Origin of the sequence: Pseudoalteromonas sp. S3431 (genome assembly GCF_000690035.1) — a bacterium.
GTDB classification, from domain to species: Bacteria; Pseudomonadota; Gammaproteobacteria; order Enterobacterales; family Alteromonadaceae; genus Pseudoalteromonas; species Pseudoalteromonas fuliginea.
Map to the genome: position 1 here is coordinate 1 of NZ_JJNY01000001.1, position 17701 is coordinate 17701.

A 17701-nucleotide genomic window follows, 5' to 3' on the forward strand; every position below is an offset into this window, starting at 1 on the left:
GACAATCTATTGGCACGACTACGAGACTTGGGGGGCGAGCCCTCAAAAAGATAAGCCGAGCCAGTTTGCGGGTATTCGTACCGATCTTGATTTAAATATTATTGGCGAGCCACTTATTGAATATTGTAAGCCGCAAGCGGATTACTTACCCCACCCTGAGGCGTGTTTAATTACGGGTATTACGCCACAAGTAGCGATGAAAAAAGGCTTGGTTGAGGCTGAGTTTATAGCAAAAATTCATGCTGAGTTTAGTGTACCAAACACCTGTGTTGCCGGTTATAACAGTATTCGGTTTGATGACGAAGTAAGCCGTTACAGTTTTTATCGTAACTTTTACGACCCATACGAGCGTGAATACAAAAATAACAATAGCCGATGGGATATTATTGATTTAGTACGTGCTTGTTACGCGCTGCGCCCTGAAGGCATTGAATGGCCGTTAAAAGAAGATGGCAACCCAAGCTTTAAGCTAGAGCATTTAACCGTAGCTAATGGTATTGAACATGCCGCTGCGCATGATGCACTAAGCGATGTAACCGCCACTATTGCACTGGCTAAACTAATAAAAGAAAAACAGCCAAAGCTGTATAACTTCTTTTTTGGGCTGCGTAATAAAAAAGCCCTTGCTGAATTGATTGATGTATTTAACATGACGCCGCTGGTGCATACCACGTCGCGCATACCAGCATCACAAGGCTGTACAAGCTGGGTTGCACCAATGAGCTTTCATCCGGTTAATAAAAACGCGGTTATTTGTTTTGATTTAACCCAAAACCCGCAAGTACTCATTGATTTAAACGTAGAAGAATTACGCAAACGTTTATACACCAAACGTGTAGATTTAGCCGAGGGTGATTTACCTGTTGGCTTAAAACTAGTGCATTTAAACAAGTGCCCTATTTTAGCCCCCGCTAAAACATTATTGCCTGAAAATGCCGCTCGCCTTGGGATTGACCGCGAGCAGTGCCTCGCTAATTTAGCTATTTTAAAAGCCAATACCGACCTTCGCGATAAAGTAACCGAAGTGTTTAACGAGCAAGGCGATTACAGCGCAACCACTAACGTTGACTACTTACTTTACGATGGGTTTACAAGCCATGCTGATAAAGCTAAATTTGCGATTATTCGTGATGCAAAACCAGATGAATTGGCTGGATTGAAGTTAGACTTTGAAGATAAAAAGTTTAATACATTGTTGTTTAGATACCGCGCCCGTAACTGGCCTGAAACGCTAAACCAGCAAGAGCTTGACCAATGGCGCCAGTATTGCCAAAACAAGTTAATGCACGGCGAAGATCAACCATCGATTAACGCGCAAGATTTTATGATCACCCTTGAGAACCTAGCGCATGAACATGACGACAGCGAAAAAAATCTTACAATTTTAAAGGCGTTGTATAACTACGCACAAAGCATGTGATTCGGTGTAGACGCATATCTACACTTTGAGTGTAGACGTAGAGCTTGCTCACGTGAAAAGCGTAGCTTTTAATACCTTTACCTTTTTAAAAACTCCGTTTTTATACGCAAGCAAGCTTTGCGTCTACAAGTAAAACTCACCGCTGCACTTTGGCAGTAGACGTAGAGCTTGCTCACGTGAAAAGCGTAGCTTTTAATATCTTTACCATTTTAAAAACTGTGTTTTTATACGCAAGCAAGTTTGGCGTCTACAAGTAAAAAACACAGCTACATTTTGGCGGTAGACGTCGAGCTTGCTCACGTGAAAAGCGCAGCTTTTAATATCTTCGCCATTTTAAAAACTCTGTTTTTATACGCAAGCAAGCTTTGCGTCTACAAGTAAAATCACAGCTACACTTTGGCGGTAAACATTGAGCTTGCTCACGCGAAAAGTGCAGCTTTAATACCTTTACCTTTTTAAAAACTCCGTTTTTATACGCAAGCAAGCTTTGCGTCTACAAGTAAACTCACAGCTACACTTTGGCGGTAGACGTCGAGCTTGCTCACGTGAAAAGTGCAGCTTTTAATATCTTCGCCATTTTAAAAATTCCGTTTTTATACGCAAGCAAGCTTTGCGTCTACAAGTAAAACTCACAGCTGCACTTTGGCGGTAGACGTCGAGCTTGCTCACGTGAAAAGCGCAGCTTTTAATATCTTTACCATTTTAAAAACTCCGTTTTTATACGCAAGCAAGCTTCGCGTCTACAAGTAAAACTCACCGCTGCACTTTGGCAGTAGACGTCGAGCTTGCTCACGTGAAAAGCGGAGCTTTTAATATCTTTATCATTTTAAAAACTCTGTTTTTATACGCAAGCAAGCTTCGCATCTACAAGTAAAACTCACCGCTGCACTTTGGCGGTAGACGTCGAGCTTGCTCACGTGAAAAGCGCAGCTTTTAATATCTTTATCATTTTAAAAACTACGTTTTTATACGCAAGCAAGCTTTGCGTCTACAAGTAAACTCATAGCTACACTTTGGCGGTAAGAGTCGGCTTGCTCACGCGAAAAGTGTAGCTTTTAATATCTTTACCTTTTTAAAAACTCCGTTTTTATACGCAAGCAAGCTTCGCGTCTACAGCGTTACTTTTTATGTAGCGCTTCAATACGTGCTAACAAGCTTGAGGTGTCGTATCTGCCGCCGCCGAGTGCTTGTACATCGGCGTAATATTGATCGACCGTTGCGGTCATTGGTAAAGTAGCGCCGTTGTTTTTAGCTTCATCAAGTGCAATGCCTAAATCTTTACGCATCCAATCTACGGCAAAACCAAACTCGTATTCACCCGCCCACATTGTTTTGTAGCGGTTTTCCATTTGCCACGAACCGGCTGCGCCTTTAGAAATGGTTTCTATTACTTTTTCACCATCAAGCCCAGCTTGTTTGGCAAAATGTAAGCCTTCAGCTAAACCTTGTACTGCGCCAGCAATACAAATTTGATTAACCATTTTACAAAGTTGTCCCGAGCCAACGCCGCCTAACAGTTGGCTAAAACGGCTAAACGCCGCCATAACTGGCTGCACTTTAGCAAATACGGCTTCACTGCCACCTGCCATAACCGTTAATACGCCATTTTCGGCGCCAGCTTGTCCGCCCGAAACTGGCGCATCTATAAAGTCGACATTTTGTAGTTCAGCTTTTGCAGCTACTTCGCGGGCTACTTCAGCAGAGGTTGTGGTGTGATCAACCAAAACAGTGTGCGGCAACATGCCCGCTAACACGCCGTCGTTGCCATACACTACTGAGCGTAAGTCGTCATCGTTACCAACACACATAAATACGATGTCGGCATTGCTGGCAGCTTCGCGCGGGGTTGGTGCAAAGCTTCCTGAATGTTCTGCAGTCCACGCTTGTGCTTTAGCTTGAGTGCGGTTATAAACGCATACGCTGTGCCCTGCTTTTGCTAAATGCCCCGCCATTGGGTAACCCATTACACCTAAACCTATAAATGCGACTTTCATTGACATAAAAATGACCTATTTAACTGATAACTTAGAAACTAGGCTTAGATTATGTCAACCGGCTGATAAAAAAGCGAATGAAAATCTTTATAAAATTTCCTTAATCGGAAATGTAAGTAGGTAACCTATGGATAGTATTTATCAATTTAATGCACCACTTTACAACAGCGAAAGCTTTCCTCTTAGTAAGCTACAGGGAAAAACCATACTGATTGTTAATACAGCGAGTAAGTGTAATTTTTCGGTGCAATTAAGTGCGCTTGAAAAACTATATCAAGAATATAAAAGTAGCGGATTTACAATATTGGCATTTCCGTGTAATCAGTTTGGTCAAAATGAGCCGCTTGATAATTTAGCCATTAAAGACTTTTACCAAGATCAATTTAATATCTCGTTTGAGATATTTGGTAAAGTAATGGTAAATGGGCCAGAAACTCACCCGTTGTTTAATTATTTGAAATCACATACTCGGGGTATTTCACAAAACCGTGCTATTAAGTGGAACTTCACTAAGTTTTTAATTAACTCGCAAGGTCAGCAGGTTGCTCGCTATGCACCGCGCACTAAGCCCGAAACACTTAAACAAGTAATAGAAAGCAACCTACTGCAAGCAGCAAAGGTAAACACAGCAAAAAGTGATAAAAGAATATCGCCTAAAACACCTATATTTACTTCGCTTAAAGCTTAAATTAGTAGCAGGAGAACTAATTAAGCACGTTTTTGTAAAGTAGTTTAATGTTACTATTATTTTTCCTTAAGCGTCGGAGCTATTACCATGAACATTGCTTTTTTTAGTACTCAAAAGTACGAACTGCCTTTTTTTGAACAAAGTACACGCGATAATCGTGATATAAAAATAACGTATTTTGAGCAAGCTCTAAGCGAACAAACGGCTATTTTAGCAAACGGGTTTGATGCCATATGTGTATTTGTAAACGACACCGTAAACGCCACGGTTATTGAACAACTGGCAAGCCAAGGCATAAATACTATTTTGCTACGTTGTGCAGGATTTAATAACGTTGATTTACCTGCAGCAAAAGCACATAACTTAAAGGTATTACGCGTCCCAGCTTACAGCCCTGAGGCCGTAGCCGAGCATTGTATTGCACTTATGCTAACGCTTAGCCGTAAAACTCATAAAGCGTATAACCGCGTACGCGAAGACAATTTTGATTTAAACGGATTACTAGGCTTTAACTTGCACAATAAAACCGTGGGTATTGTAGGTTGCGGTAAAATTGGCCTTGCGCTGTGTAACATTTTAAATGGCTTTGGCGCTAAAGTATTAGTGTGCGACCCATACGCACAACCTGGCAATTATACAATTACCGATATAGACACATTGCTTAGCAAAAGCGATGTGATTTCTTTGCATTGCCCATTAACGGAACAAACTCATCATTTAATAGATGATGAGGCATTTAGTAAAATGAAAACCGGCGTTATGCTTATTAACACCTCTCGCGGGGCACTGCTTAACAGCAAAGCGTGCATTAATGCACTTAAAACTAAAAAATTAGGCTACTTAGGGCTCGACGTTTACGAGCAAGAGTCGGAGCTATTTTTTAAAAACCACAGCGACGAAATAAATCAAGACGATATATTTTCGCGCTTAGTGAGCTTTAAAAATGTATTGGTAACGGGGCATCAGGGCTTTTTTACCCAAGAAGCACTAACCGAAATAGCAAACACAACCCTACTTAACGCGCTTGAAGTAAATGAAGGTAGGCCTCTGACTAACGAGGTTTTATAAAGACCTAGGCTTTACCTAAATATCCGGTACAAAAAAAGCGAATAAGGTGAGCCCTATTCGCTTTTTTGTTTAAAAATTCACTTTAAATAAAGCTTAACCAAAGGCAACGTTTGCAAATACTAAGGTCATTAATATTGGGCAAACAAATCGAATATACTGAGCAAACCAGTAATGTACGCCAGTTGTTGCTTGGTGTAATTTATTACCACGCTGCCACATCCACCCTACTGTAATAAAGTAAAATAAACCCATAAGCGGTAATTGGTATTGGGTGAATAGCATAATTACCAAACCAAATAACCAATCAAAATTTAATATAATCGCGCTTGCACACACAAGTACAACGGCGCTTACTGCCCACGTTGCTTTGGTGCGACTAACGTTATGGTTTTCGACTAAAAACGCTACCGGAATTTCGGTGGTCGATATAGTTGACGTAACCGATGCGATAGACATTAATACAAAAAATAATAAACCAACTAATAAACCAATTTCGCCCATGGTGCTAAATAGCTCAGGTAAAATAGCAAAAATTAGCTGCCCTTCGCCAATCAGTTTACCACCACTAAATACTTCAACACCGTTGTGCTGCGCCACATAAATGGCAGGAATGATGAGTAATCCCGCTAAAAAAGCAACGCCAGTATCAAGTAGTGCAACACCTGCTGTGAGCTTTGGTAAATTAGCATCTGGCTGTAAATACGAGCCGTAAATCATCATACAGCCCACACCTAGTGAGAGCGAAAAGAACGCTTGCCCCATTGCGGCAATAATTAAATTAGGGTCGAGTATTTGGCTAAAGTCAGGAATCAAATACGCGGCAAAGCCTTCGTTTGCGCCATCGAGTGTTGCAATGTAGGCAATTAAACCAACAAGCAAGACGAGTAGCAGTGGCATTAAACGGCGCGACCAAGTTTCGATTCCCGATTTAACCCCTTTTAAAATAATACTGGCAGTTAAAATAAGCATAAGCGGCGTAAATACAAAATTACGCAGCACTGAGTCGCTATGTAGAAATTCGCTTGCGCCTGTGAAACCTAAAAAGGTTGTTATAGGTTCAATAGCGTACGAAAGCATCCACCCTGCCACTATTGAGTAAAAACTTAGCATAACAACTGCGCCCGCAAGACCTATATAACCTGCTGCTGCACCTACTTTACGGTTAGTGTTTTGCCATGCGTCGCCCAATGCTTTTACCGGGTTAGCTTGTGCTTTGTGACCTAAATAAAGTTCGGTATACAGCGCAGGAAGCGCAAGTAAAAATATAACAATAAAGTAAACCAGTAAAAATGCACCGCCACCATGGTTGGCCGCTTGCGTAGGAAAACCCCAAATATTACCCAAACCCACTGCTGCGCCAGCAGCGGCTAAAACAAAACCAAGTCGGCTTTGAAACCCATCACGCACTTGTGCCATACATCTACAAATCTGTTATTATTTTGATTATTGTGAATTAAACCATATTTCATGCCAGCTGAGTAATAAAATTGTACCCAGCCTTTGTTAGTGGCGCTAACCGCTCACAATATCAGCGACTTCTTTTGCTTTAGGGCTTTTATGACTGAACACTATTTTAAAAACGCCTTGAGTATTACTTCAACTCAATTGGCAAATTTGTCTTTAGCGAGTAACAGTATTTTATTATTTAATGCTAAAACACTTGAGCTTAGTGACTTTAATTTGCCCGACTGCTTAAGCTCATTTGAGTTAACCATTATAAACCGCCGCAAAAGCCCACAAGCTAAGCAAGAGTATTTAGCTACGCGGTTATTGTTAAAACACCTTATTAAAGTAACGCAGCCGCAACATACGCACGTACCCCTTAATAAAATGAGTACCGAATTTGATGAAGCAAGCTCAAAGCTGCAAATACATGTAAATGGTAATGTTATAAATACCTGTATTTCGCATTCGCATGGTTTGGTTGGGGTGGCGCTAAATTTTGATAAAAGTGAGTTTGGTTTTGATATTGAAAAAGTAAGCCTAAAGCGCCCGTTTGAAAAGCTCGCTAAGCATTTTTATCATAATGATGAAATTACACTTATCACCAAGCCTACTAATACCCAAGCCCAAGCAGATACGTTTTTTAGAATTTGGACATTAAAAGAGTCACTTGCTAAAGCCACCAGCCGCCCTATTGCAAAATTACTTAGCCCCAATGTATTTGACGAATTAAATAGTGCAAAGCTGAGTGCTAGCAGTAATCGCGTTACTCTAGCTGATAGCAATGACAGCAATGTTTGTTTTGATGTAAGTGTGGTGCATAAAAAAAGCACCGACTGGCGATGCTTTTTATTAACTGATTTTGTTAAGTGATTTTACTAGGTAACTTTACTAGTTAATCTCCCTGAATAACGGTTATTTACGCAGCAAAATCGTTTTCTAATAAACGGCTATGGATAGACTGTACTACGTTATCTGACTCAGTTTGCTCTACTAAAAAGCACAAGTTGTGTTTACTTGCACCGTGACAAATTAATCGAATGTTAAAATCTTTTAGTACACTCATTAAGTTCATTTCGTGTTGGCGTAATTGAATCTCAGAGCCAATAAGTGCCACCAATGTTAAGTTGTTTTCTACCGAAACATGACAAAACTCTGCAAGCTTATCTAGGCATTCTTGATCAAGCTCTGGGCGCGATGCGTTTTGCGCATTATCAAGGGTTATAGCTACGCTGATTTCTGATGTGGTTACCAAATCTACCGATATATTGTATTCACTTAATAGTGTAAATACGCGTGCTAAAAAGCCGCTTGCTAGGAGCATTTCTGGGCTTTTAAGCGTAAGCAAAATTTGGTTTTTACGTTGTGTTACTGCGCGTATACCTGGTTGCTGCGATTTTTCGCGCTCAATCCACGTACCGCCACGCTCAGGCTCGCGGCTAGAACCTACAAACACGTTAATGTGGCTACGGCTTGCTGGTAAAATAGTCGCTGGGTGCAATACTTTTGCGCCAAAGGTTGCCATTTCAGCGGCTTCGTCAAAACTTAAGCGTGCAATAGGCGTCGCTTTTGCGCACAAACGCGGGTCAGTGCTAAAAATGCCCACTACGTCGGTCCAAATATGCACACTTTTAGCGTTAATCGCTTCTGCTAATAATGCAGCGCTGTAGTCTGAACCACCACGTCCTAGCGTTGTGGTGTGACCGTATTCGTCACTACCAATAAATCCCTGAGTCACAATTACTTGAGCGTCTAATAACGGAATTAAATGTTCTTTAGCGGCTTGCGCTGTGGCTGCAACATTGGGCGTTGCTTTACCAAATTGGCTGTCGGTTTTAAGCACCTTGCGCACATCAAAGCGATCGGCATTTAAACCTTGTAAACGCAGCACCTGAGCAAATAAATACGACGATAAACGCTCACCAAAGCTAAGTAGCTCGTCGTGTTGCTGATCGGTTGTTAGTGGCTCTTGAGCCAATGTTTGAAATGCTTTTAAGGTTTCGTTAAAGCCAACCGCTAAATCGGCATCTAGCGATAATTCATCTAAAATAGTTTGTTGAATAGCAAGCACTCCATTTATGTGTTCTTGGCGCTCACTAGGAGTAATGCTTGATTTACACAGTGCAACTAAGTGATTAGTTACGCCGGCACTGGCGCTCACGGCAACAATACGTACGCTTTTATCTGCAACAATAATTTCGCTACAGCGACTCATCGCTTCAAAATTTGCAACACTGGTTCCGCCAAATTTGGCAACGATGTAATCTGATTTTGCGCTTAACTCTGTTTGAGGCACTGTTTGTGGCACTGATTGGGTAGTCATTTAGTCTCCTTTCGCGGTATCCAAACCGCAATAAAACAAGAAGAACTTGGCAAAGGAATGCTTGAAGATAAGTCCACTGCCAGAAGCTCTCCACCTATATTGGTGACAGTTTTGAGGATTCAGCCCCATAAACCGAAAAACAATGACGACGTACCATTATTTTCCTCGGCGAGTACTTCCCTCCTTAATGATCATCGGCTTTCGTCGCCTAACATTAAGTACCTAAGTATCGCACCTCTTCTGAATGCTTTATTAGCCAGTGGCTAATAAAACAAAACCCCACTAAGTAGCGGGGCTTTGAAAGTTATCGTTTAGACGTCTAGCTGTCAAGCATTTAATAATTTATGAGTTAAATAAAACTGCCCATGTAATACGAGCCCGCATATCCAACCGTGTAACAAATTAATAAATGCAGCGATAAACGCAAGTAGCTCATAAAGGTAAGCGCTTTAACTTTGCTCATGGCAATAATGCCCGCAGCCGAACCAATAATAAGCATTGAACCACCCACGCCCGTTGCATACGTAAACGACAACCAGTGTTGTTGGCTCATTACTATATCGGCTTTTAATAAGGCAGCGGTAAGCGGTACGTTATCGACCCCTGCTGATAATATGCCCATTAAGTAGTTTGCGTATTCTGGTGCCATTACCGTGTATAGATCGGTAAATTTACTCAACATACCAATTTCTTTAAGTGCGCCTACAAGTAAAAGTACACCTACAAAAAACAATAATGTGTCGTATTCTATATCGCGAACAAAATCGATTATGTCTTTGTTTATGTCTTTTTTGCGCATTAAAAATTGCGCCACTAAAAACATCACTGATAAGCCAAACAAAAAGGTTAATAGAGGTGGTACGCTGTAAATTACACTCAGCGTAAGTGTGCTCACTACAGTAGATAAAAATATAACAGCAATGGTTATGTCGGTTTTTTCAATGCGGGTTTTACCTGCACTAGCAAACTCAACACGCCCTTTCATACCGATAGAAAGTAACGCGGCAAGCAGCATAACGCTTGCAAGTGCTGGCGCTATAAGTAGTAACAAATGAGCAATGGTTACTTTGCCATCTAAAAATATCATTAGTGTGGTTACGTCACCGGTTATTAGCGATACCCCACCTGAGTTAACGCCAAACACAATAAGCGTGGCGTATTTAATGAGTTTTTTAGGTTCAAGTTTTAACGACATAACAACCGCAAGCGATATAAGCGTCGCTGTTACGTTGTCTGAAATCGACGAAAACAAAAATGCAAAACCACCCACTAAAAACATGAGCTTTTTTTCGCTAATACTTTTTGGCATAACGCGGTGCACAATATTTTCTATAAACCCCTTTGAATTTAAATACGCTACAAAGGTCATTGCAGCCATTAAAAATAGCCATAGCGAGGCAATTTCTAAAATATTTTCATTTAAAAGATGTTGAATCGTATCGGGGCTTTGCCCGTGAAGAGGGTATATAAAAAGAAGAATCCAGCAAAGCGTACCAAAAAACAGCGTGGTTTTAGCTTTATTGACATGGATTATATCTTCTATAACGATCAGTAAAAATGCAATCGCTATCAGGGTTAGAATAATCGAGGAAACCATGGTAGTTAAACAACCTTTGATATAGTTTTAAAGAACACACAAATAACATTCCATTTCATGTGCCTATTTTCGGCGCGAATTTTAGCACTGCCTCTATGCAAAAACTATTATTAAATGGTCTTAAAAACGAATACTATATACAGACAAGGTTAATTAAAAATACGTAATAATGAGTCTTCTAAAAGAACTCAATAATAAAATACTAGGATGTTGTAACCCCTTATGATCCCAGCTAAAAAGCTGCTAAACACCATAACCGAACATTGGGGTGTATTAGCGCTATTATTTAAACGTTTTAAAATGGCTGACTTTAGCCTAAAAGACGTACAAAACGCGATTAAGCAAAAGCAGCCTACGTGGTCAAACGAACGCATTTATAAAGAAACAAATCGTTTGTTAAACCAAGATATTTTAATTCCACTGGCTAAATCTTCTCAGCTTGAAATAAATCGTGCTATTGCTGATTTTGCTACTTTTTTACTGCAAGAAGAGCATTTAGGTTTAGCGCAAGAAATTAGCGTATTAGTAGAGGACCTAGCTCGTTTAGGTAATCGCCTAGATAACGCTGGCGAAATAGAAGACTTTGACGACTTACGCCGCTACAGCCGTATTATGGATGATCGGGTGCGTAAAATAATGAAGCTCTATACGCACAACGAAAACGCTATTTTAAATATAGTTGAACAAGCCAAATCAAATAATGCAGTGCAATCGCTGCAAAAGCGTTATAAAGCGGTAATAGAAGCCTTTGATGAATACATTGAGCCAATGCTTGAAATGGTTGATATTCGTGGTGAGTTTCATGCATGTTTTACCCTCATTGAAGAGCAAATAAGTAAGCAAATACTGCACATTGAGCGCTCAGGTAAAGCATATAACGACAAACGTATGCTGGAGCAATTACGTACCCGTATACTCGAAATGCATTTAATGGGCCGAGAAAGCTTGCGTAAAAGTGCCGATATGCTTATGCCACTGCGCGAGGAGCTACGTCGTAATAACTTAATTACTCGCCAAGCAGCCAAAGTACTTGGGCTTGTACGCAAAAATGGCGTAGACAATATGCTAAGTGCTGTACAGCCACATTTTGTGAGCGACGCGCAGCGATATTCGCTTGGTCAGCAACGCCATATTGTGGCTTACATGGCAAGCTTGGTTGAATTTGAACACGAAGAATACCAATTGCCAGATCAACAAGACGTGCCTGCATTTGTTACGCCTAATATTCCTGACTACAACGATGTTAAAACCAACTTTACTAAGCGCTTTAATAAAAAACGCAAAAAGCCGCAGCCCTTGCTGCAATTTTTAGACGAAAGCTATCCAGATCTCGATGCAGACGAAATGCTATTTTTGTATCAAAAATTAGTCAGCGACAGCGATATTAAAATAATTCAAAGCGATGAAAAAGCCCGCGTAAAAATTGCCGGTCAGCACTTTTCTTTATATCCATTTAATTCAGAGCCTCAGCCAGATCCAAAGGCAGGTAAATAAACCATGACACACATAAACTTAGACGAGCTAACTCATCTACAAGCCATTAATAAAAAATTAGTAGCGGGTTATCATATTTGCGAGCAAGACAACGTAATGTGGCAAGAGCTTGACCAACACATAGAAGACTACACCGCCCTATTTACCGCTTTAGGTAACGATTTAAAACACGACAGCCGTGGCTTTTATTATTTTGGTAGCGATGAAAGCACACCCAATATGGGCAAAATATCTCGCGCTATCGCGCTCACCATTTACATTTTAATTGAGCACTACGCCAATACGGGTAAAGACCCAATGCGCGCATTGTTTGACGACGTAAACGATTTAGAGCTTATGCAAACGCTGGTGCAAATTAACAAACATTTGTTTGATCAGCTTGAGATATTTTCGGGTTCGGACCTACGTAAAGACGTTTACCTGCGCATGGTGCGCTTAGGTTTAGCCCGTGAAGTAGAAGGCGGCTTTATGCTACAAGCGCCAATTCACCGCTACATAGATGCACTCATGGAAGTAAACGAAGAAACCTATTTAGGAGAGGACGAGGAATGAAAAATCTATACGGACTAAGTAAACTCGCCCTACTTAACACCGCAGGCTATGCAAAATGTGTGATCCCGCTTGATAAAAGCAGCTCTATTTGCGCGCCCAATAACACAGGTAAAAGCTCGGTTATTAACGCCCTGCAGTTCCCGCTTATTAACGATTTGCGCTTAACAGAATGGGACGGACACGATTTAGATGAAACCCGAAAGTTTTATTTTTCATCCGATCAGTCGTACATTTTACTAGAAGCTAACTTGCCTCATGGCTCGGTAGTAATAGGCGTTGCGGGACTTGGTAAAATTGCCGGTTACGCGCATCAGTACTTTTGTTATCAAGGAAAGCTTGATTTAGAGCAGTACACGCAAGGTAAAACTATTATTAAATTTACCAAGTTGTTCAACCATTTAAAATCACTTAACTACAACCCTATTGAGCTTAAAGCACAAGAGTTAAACGCGCTACTTACTGGCGGCGCAACCCCTTTTGACGGCGACATTAACCTAAAAATGATCCCGCTTAATAATGTACAAGACTCCTCCATTTATAAAGAAATATTTAGACGTATTCTTAACTTACACAAATTAGGCGCAAGCGACGTAAAACGCTTTATGCTACGCGTGTTTGAACGTCATATGTCGAACTCTAAAGTCGACTTTTATGAAGTATGGCGTCGCTCGTTTGATAAAGTAAATCGCTCAAAACGCGAATTAAAAGCCCTTGAGTCAATGCAAGAGCCAATAGCAGCGCTTGAATCAATGCTTGAAAACCAAACCGTGCTTAAAGGTAAATTAGCCGCATACGCACCTAAAATTGACCAAGCACTGATTGATTTTGATACCTATCAAGAATCGCAACTTAATGAGCTGGGTATAGCGCTTGAAGATATAGAGCACGAAAAACACGAGTTTGAGCAAAAGCAAAGCCTATACGTACAGCAATCGCGCGACATAGAGCGTAGACAAACTCAAATTGAGCAGTGGTTTTTAGATTACGATGCGCTTAAAAGCGAGTTTGAACTAGTAAATAAAGCCACGCTTAAAACCAGCCTGACTCAGTTAAAGCAAGATTACGAGTCGCTTTCGCACTCTATAACCAGCGCACAAGGGCAAAGCCTACACACGCTTGACTACCGCATTAGCGAAACACAAAAACAAATTAAAAGCTTAAAGCTGCAACTTAAAAATCTTGAGTTTAATTTGTTTACCCGCATGCGCGAAGACCTCTCTTTAAAAGAAGTAGAAGAAATATCGCGGATTTTAAATCCTGATATTCTCTCGTTTGCGACCACCACTAATGGCGATATAACCATTGATGACGAAGACGCCTTTGGTGAGTTTTTATCGCTATTAAGTGAAAACGTTAAAGGCGGCGTATTAACGCTACCAGGTGCGAGCATTAAGCTTAAAAAGCTCTCGCCTGTGCAAATGCAAAGCGGCGAAAACAAAGAGCAATTAACCGCTCAGTTAAATGCTCTTGAGCATTCACTTAAAGAGTTTAAGCAACAGCGCGATGTTGCAGCAAACGTTGCCGACAAGCAAAAAGAGAAAGACGCGTTATACGATGAGCTTATGAGCGCAGAGAGCGCGCTAAAACGCTTAGAGCAGTTTGATATAATGCAGCAATCGGTTGAAGCGCAAGCCATGCTAAAAGAGCAGTTATTAGCTGAGCGCGAACAAGTTGACGACTACCTGCAAGATATTCAAAAAAATAGTGGCTCAATTGCCGATCGTCGCTCGTTAATTAAATCGAAACAAGAGCAAATTAATCGCCAAACTGAGCGCTTACGCCAAGTTAAAAGCGAGCGAATTGACCACACGCTTGATTTATACAGCGGTAAAGTAACCCCGTACATGATTGATATTACGGTCGACTTTGATAACTTAAGCGATCTTGTGCATCACTTTAATAAAGACTGCCAAGAGCTGCGTAATTTTGACATAAACGTGCGTAACACCTATTTGCATGTATATAACGCGGGTATTACTAAATTCGACAACGAAAACGACGAATATACTAAATACCAAAAGCTAATAAGCGCCTTTCATAATATTGATAACGAACGCGATGCTGTTGAACGCCAAGCACGCGTTGCGCTTACCGAAGTGGCCGCAACTATAAAAGGCTTGCGAGAAGATTTAGACCGCCTTCGCCGCGAAATGAACAGCTTTAATAAAGGCATAAGCCAGCACCGAATTTCAAACCTGCAAGCGTTTAAAATTAACGTAATACCGCGCAAAATGCTGGTTGATAGTATAGATACTATTATCAGCACGTCGCATCAGTTTGAACAAGGCGACACACTTGATTTACTGAGCCAAGAACCGTACAGCGAAAGCGCGGTAAACGAAGCAAAAGATCACTTAATTAAACTCGCATCAGATAAAGCGGGTTTAACACTTACCGATTTATTTGATATTCGATTTGAAGTAGTTAACCGCGCAGGTGAAACCGAACACTTTGAAAAAATAGATTCGGCGGGTTCAAACGGCACACGTATTACTATTAAGTTATTGTGTGGCATGTTGTTTATTCGTTACTTATTAAGCGATCAGGAACAAAACCTATACCGTATACCAATTTATATAGATGAAGCGGCCGACATTGACCCACAAAATCAAAAAGCGATTATAGAAACCGCACTAAGCTTTGGTTTTGTGCCTATATTTGCCTCAGTTAAGCCACAAATAAGTTGTGACTACATTGTGCCGATTCGCTCGGTAAAAGACGGTGCACAAAACTGGGTAGATGAAAAAGATTGGATTGAAGTTGAACATTAGCTAATAAACAACGACTAATTAACATAGGTTAATTAGTCGTTCAGCCCTCTTGTTTAGACTAATATTTAGGACGTTTAAATAATACACATTCAAACAATATGTGTTATTTTAAATTAATGCATTTTATTGGAGCAAACGTAATGAAAAATATACTTATTGTTGCAGCGCTAGCACTTCTTACAGCCTGTACACAAACCCCAGATTGGGATTACGATAAATCAGCTAACTTTAGTAATTTTAAAACATTTGCTTGGGTAGAAAACGCCAGCCTAACTAAAGACACAAATAACTATCAAATTAATGGCCTAATGGAAAAACGTGTTCGCACTGCCGTTAACGCTGAGCTGAGCCAAACACTAGGTATGAGATTAGTTGATGCAGCAAATGCTGATGTACTTGTTAATTATCATGCATCGGTTGATAAAGAGCTTGAAGTAGATACATTTAATGTAAACTACCGCCCGCATTGGGGTTACTGGGGTACTGGTTTTCAACGCGACACAACTGCGCGTGAATACGAAGTGGGCACACTGATTATTGATATTGTAGACCGTGAATCTAACCAGCTAGTATGGCGCGGCGCAAAAGAAGGTCGATTAAAGAAAAATCAATCGCCAGAGCAACGTGAAGCATCAATTAATAAAACAGTGAGCGAAATTTTAAGTAACTTCCCGCCGCAAAAGCAGCAATAAGTTTTGGTTAGTTTTTAAAAAGCTCACAGGTTTGTGAGCTTTTTTGTTAACAAAGGAATCATACCTTGGCATTTTTAAAGTATTTTACAGTCACTCTATTCGCTTTTTTTGCTTCGCTCCCCGCACATGCGCAAAACTTAAAATTAACTCCGGGTTTGTGGCAAGGCATTTACAAAGATAATTTTGAATACAATGTACTGGAAATAAAAGAAAACGGAGAACACCGTTTAATCATTGCAAATATCGCCAGTGCATTCCATAGAAATAAATCAATTGCGTTTAATAATAACGATATTAAATGTAGTCGCCTTAATTGCACTATCACACTCATTAGCCCTAATAAAGAACATCTGCAATTTACATTAATTTTAAGCCGTTATTTAGATAACTCATTTGAGGTGTTAGAAATTTATTCTAATGCAGACGATGATTTTGTCATGTCAAAAACTTACCGATTGGAAAAACAAGAAAGGCAATCTACCGTCCATACATTTATAGATAAATACCGTTCTAAAATAGATGAATTAGCAGCTATAGAAAAGTCAGGTTTATATGGTTTTTGGGTAGGATTATTAAATTTAGACGGCAATCAAAAACTCGTAAGTATTGAATTCTCCCCCAATAAAGAGTCATACTTCAACTATTTTGCAAGTGGAGCCAATGACATAATCAGTACCACTTTTATGCCACAAGATATTAAAGAAAAAGACAACGTACTGGAAATCACTACCAGCAATTCAGCCTTCGCAAATAAGCTAATTATTCATAAAGACAACCGAGAACTCAAAGGCTATATGTATTCAAACCACAAAGGTACAACTCTTCAAACTGGCTCGTTTAAATTGTATCGCTTTGAAAGGCCTGAGTAACCTGTAATCTAAGTATAACTCTATGACAACTTATACTTATACAATAAATCAAAGGGTATATGGCAATAATCATCAGGATGATTAGTTAAACGGTCTTGATGCTCAGGATCGCTTGGCACGTAGTTAGTTAACAGCTCTACCCCTACCACAATTTTATCGGCATCACTGCGCTTGTTTATATAATTGCTTGCTGCGTCTAAATGGCTTTGGTTTTTGCTATAAATGGCAGTGCGGTATTTAGGGCCTACGTCATCCCCTTGTTTATTAATACTGTATGGGTCAATAATTTCAAAAAAGTAATCATACAGCTTATTTAGGCTAACGACTTTTAAATCAAAAATGACTTTTACGCATTCGGCATAACCATCGTATTCGCCGTTAGTGGTTCTGCTTGTACCATTAGCGCGCCCTGCTTCAGTAATTATTACGCCTGGTAAGTGCTTTAAAAATTCTTGTACGCCCCACAGGCAGCCACCAGCAAAGTAAATAGTATTATATTCTTTAGTATCCATTATAAATGTTACCTAATAAGTAATTATACCGATTGCATGAAAATAGTGTTCTATTATAGCGCCAAGAAAATAGCGCAATAACAAGGCGAAAATTATGACATATAGTTGTTCTATATAAATAATTTTTAACGCAGTGAGTGCGCTATTTAATACGATAGAATGACCATGTTTTTAATAAAGTCGGTATTACGTAAATGGTTATCAAATGCAGTTATTAGCAAATTAATGTACAATCGCGCACAAAATGACTGCTGTTACATTTAGTTATTTTATCATGC

The 17701-nt window shown here is 40.1% G+C and carries 14 protein-coding genes and 1 riboswitch; of the genes, 9 read left to right on the top strand and 5 right to left on the bottom strand.

Features of this window, described 5'->3' with window-relative positions:
• A partial coding sequence (gene sbcB, locus DO88_RS18110) for an exodeoxyribonuclease I (protein WP_033037691.1) occupies window positions 1–1420 on the top strand: 1420 nt, incomplete at its 5' end.
• A gap of 1118 nt (window positions 1421–2538) precedes the next feature.
• Here the strand turns inward: sbcB and DO88_RS18105 are convergent.
• Complete coding sequence (locus DO88_RS18105; RefSeq protein ID WP_008134531.1) at window positions 2539–3420, bottom strand: NAD(P)-dependent oxidoreductase; 882 nt, start codon at window positions 3418–3420, stop codon at window positions 2539–2541.
• Between the two features lie 121 nt (window positions 3421–3541).
• Between DO88_RS18105 and DO88_RS18100 the strand changes: the two genes are divergently transcribed.
• Window positions 3542–4102: a glutathione peroxidase gene (locus DO88_RS18100; protein ID WP_008134532.1), complete on the top strand. Its 561-nt coding sequence runs from the start codon at window positions 3542–3544 to the stop codon at window positions 4100–4102.
• Window positions 4103–4189: 87 nt separating this feature from the next.
• Entirely contained in the window at window positions 4190–5170 is a 981-nt protein-coding gene (locus tag DO88_RS18095; protein WP_033037694.1) for a 2-hydroxyacid dehydrogenase, read from the top strand.
• A 93-nt stretch (window positions 5171–5263) separates the two neighbouring features.
• Here DO88_RS18095 and DO88_RS18090 read toward each other — a convergent pair whose 3' ends face one another.
• The gene (locus tag DO88_RS18090) at window positions 5264–6586 is read right to left on the bottom strand and encodes a sodium-dependent transporter (protein WP_033037695.1); all 1323 of its coding nucleotides are present in this window, start codon (window positions 6584–6586) and stop codon (window positions 5264–5266) included.
• Window positions 6587–6727: 141 nt separating this feature from the next.
• Between DO88_RS18090 and DO88_RS18085 the strand changes: the two genes are divergently transcribed.
• On the top strand, window positions 6728–7486 hold the full coding sequence (locus DO88_RS18085; RefSeq protein WP_033037697.1) for a 4'-phosphopantetheinyl transferase family protein: 759 nt from the start codon (window positions 6728–6730) through the stop codon (window positions 7484–7486).
• Window positions 7487–7532: 46 nt separating this feature from the next.
• On the opposite strand, the gene lysC is transcribed toward DO88_RS18085, so the two are convergent.
• Window positions 7533–8936, bottom strand: coding sequence for a lysine-sensitive aspartokinase 3 (lysC, locus tag DO88_RS18080; RefSeq protein ID WP_033037701.1), 1404 nt, complete (start codon window positions 8934–8936; stop codon window positions 7533–7535).
• Window positions 8937–9011: 75 nt separating this feature from the next.
• Window positions 9012–9184: riboswitch (Lysine riboswitch) on the bottom strand.
• A gap of 101 nt (window positions 9185–9285) precedes the next feature.
• Window positions 9286–10533, bottom strand: coding sequence for a sodium:proton antiporter NhaD (gene nhaD / locus DO88_RS18075; RefSeq protein ID WP_033028739.1), 1248 nt, complete (start codon window positions 10531–10533; stop codon window positions 9286–9288).
• 222 nt (window positions 10534–10755) lie between these two features.
• Here nhaD and DO88_RS18070 point away from each other — a divergent pair, with 222 nt between their 5' ends.
• The 5 genes from DO88_RS18070 to DO88_RS18050 all read left to right on the top strand — a co-directional run bounded on the left by DO88_RS18070 (window position 10756) and on the right by DO88_RS18050 (window position 16911).
• Window positions 10756–12027 carry a hypothetical protein gene (locus DO88_RS18070; RefSeq protein ID WP_033037702.1) on the top strand — a complete coding sequence of 424 codons (1272 nt, stop codon included), beginning with the start codon at window positions 10756–10758 and terminating at the stop codon, window positions 12025–12027.
• A 3-nt stretch (window positions 12028–12030) separates the two neighbouring features.
• A complete protein-coding gene (locus DO88_RS18065) occupies window positions 12031–12579 on the top strand; it encodes a condensin complex protein MksE (protein ID WP_033037703.1) in 549 nt (182 codons plus the stop codon).
• Entirely contained in the window at window positions 12576–15350 is a 2775-nt protein-coding gene (locus DO88_RS18060) for an ATPase (protein WP_033037704.1), read from the top strand. Before DO88_RS18065 ends, DO88_RS18060 begins: the two co-directional genes overlap by 4 nt.
• 140 nt (window positions 15351–15490) lie before the next feature.
• Window positions 15491–16042, top strand: a complete 552-nt coding sequence (locus DO88_RS18055) for a DUF4136 domain-containing protein (RefSeq protein ID WP_007375807.1) — start codon at window positions 15491–15493, stop codon at window positions 16040–16042.
• 65 nt (window positions 16043–16107) lie between these two features.
• Window positions 16108–16911 carry a hypothetical protein gene (locus DO88_RS18050; RefSeq protein WP_033037705.1) on the top strand — a complete coding sequence of 268 codons (804 nt, stop codon included), beginning with the start codon at window positions 16108–16110 and terminating at the stop codon, window positions 16909–16911.
• Window positions 16912–16931: 20 nt separating this feature from the next.
• On the opposite strand, the gene DO88_RS18045 is transcribed toward DO88_RS18050, so the two are convergent.
• On the bottom strand, window positions 16932–17423 hold the full coding sequence (locus DO88_RS18045; protein WP_033037706.1) for a peptide-methionine (S)-S-oxide reductase: 492 nt from the start codon (window positions 17421–17423) through the stop codon (window positions 16932–16934).
• Window positions 17424–17701: the final 278 nt, after the last annotated feature.